The organism is Promicromonospora kroppenstedtii DSM 19349, assembly GCF_000515355.1.
GTDB lineage: Bacteria > Actinomycetota > Actinomycetes > Actinomycetales > Cellulomonadaceae > Promicromonospora > Promicromonospora kroppenstedtii.
The window spans coordinates 3,795-5,179 of the sequence record NZ_KI911583.1 but is presented as its reverse complement, the minus strand read 5'-3'; the positions used below and the strand labels follow the sequence as shown (position 1 = coordinate 5,179).

General features: G+C 74.8%; 2 protein-coding genes. Both read right to left on the bottom strand.

Annotated features, from left to right (window positions below; translation table 11 throughout):
• The coding region (locus tag PROKR_RS02490; protein WP_051432609.1) for a HesA/MoeB/ThiF family protein at positions 1-833 on the bottom strand (833 nt) is incomplete at its 3' end.
• Between the two features lie 188 nt (positions 834-1,021).
• Positions 1,022-1,385 (bottom strand): electron transfer flavoprotein subunit alpha/FixB family protein (locus PROKR_RS02485; RefSeq protein ID WP_036959344.1); only part of this gene is annotated, 364 nt, incomplete at its 5' end.

The window sequence follows — 1,385 nt, the reverse complement described above, 5'->3', positions numbered from 1 at the left end:
GGGGCCTCCGAGACGGGGTTCGCGGCGGAGGGCGCGCCGGGAGCCGGATTTGGCACCTCGGCGGCCGCCGCCTCCGCGGACGGCGCCGCCAGCTCGATCGTGTCCCACCCCGAGGTGCGCGCGTCGTAGGCCAGCAGCCGGCCCAGCGCCGGGTCCCCCGTGCCGGTCAGGAGCTTGACCGCCTCGACCGCCATGGTCGAGCCGACCACGCCGCAGGCAGGGCTCAGCACGCCCACCGTCTCGCAGGACTCCCCCTCGGGCGGCTGCGGGCCGAACACGTCGGGGTACGTGATCGCGTGCCCGTCCGGTGCGGCCGACCAGAACACGCTCACCTGACCGTCCCAGCCCAGCACCGTGCCCCAGACGACGGGCAGACCGAGGCCCGCGGCGGCGTCGGACACGGCGTAGCGCGTCTGATAGGTGTCGGAGCCGTCGACCACCAGGTGGTAGCCGCCCAGGATCTCGGCCGCGTTGTCCCTCGTGAGCCGCTCGCGGTGGGCGATCACCTCGACCTCGGGGGCCAGCCCGCGCAGCGCGTCGGCGGCCGACTCGGTCTTGCCGCGTCCGACGTCGGCCGCGGTGTGCAGCACCTGGCGCTGCAGGTTGGAGACGTCGACGGCGTCGTCGTCGATGATGCCGAGCGTGCCCACGCCCGCCGCCGCGAGGTACTGGAGCACCGGCGAGCCGAGGCCGCCCGCGCCGACGACGACCACCCGCGACGCGGCGAGACGTTCCTGGGCGTCGAGTCCGAAGCCGTCGAGCAGGAGGTGCCGCGCGACCCGGCGCCGCTCGGCGGGCCCGAGGCCGCGTGCGGGGATCACGAACGGCTCCATCACGTCATTCCACCACCTCGGAGGGGGCCGGCGCACCTTCCTGGTGCCGTCCCCTTCGAGGCCTGAGTTTCTTCGCTTTGCGGCAGCCGGGAGCGAAGAGACTCAGGCCTCGAAGGAGAACGGGCCCGGCCGCCCTGCGAGTCGGTCGGCAAGGCCGGCCCGGGAGCCGCCGGACCTCGACCCGGGCCTCAGCCCTTGTGCTTGCGGATCTCCGCCGCGGCCTGCGGGAGCACGTCGGCGAGCTGCCCCACGACGGCGAAGTCGCAGATCTCGAAGATCGGCGCCTCCGGGTCGCTGTTCACGGCGACGATCACCTGGGACGCCTGCATGCCGCCGCGGTGGTGGGGCGCGCCGGAGATGCCTGCGCCGATGTACAGCCGCGGGGCGATCGTGACGCCGGTCTGCCCCACGTACGAGTCCCACCAGCCCTCGAACGCAGCGTCGCGGGACGCGCCGACCGCGGCGCCGAGCGCGTCCGCGAGGTCCTCGACGGGACCGAAGTCGCCGTCGGTACCGCGCCCGCCGGCGACCACCACGGCGGCCTGGTCCAGC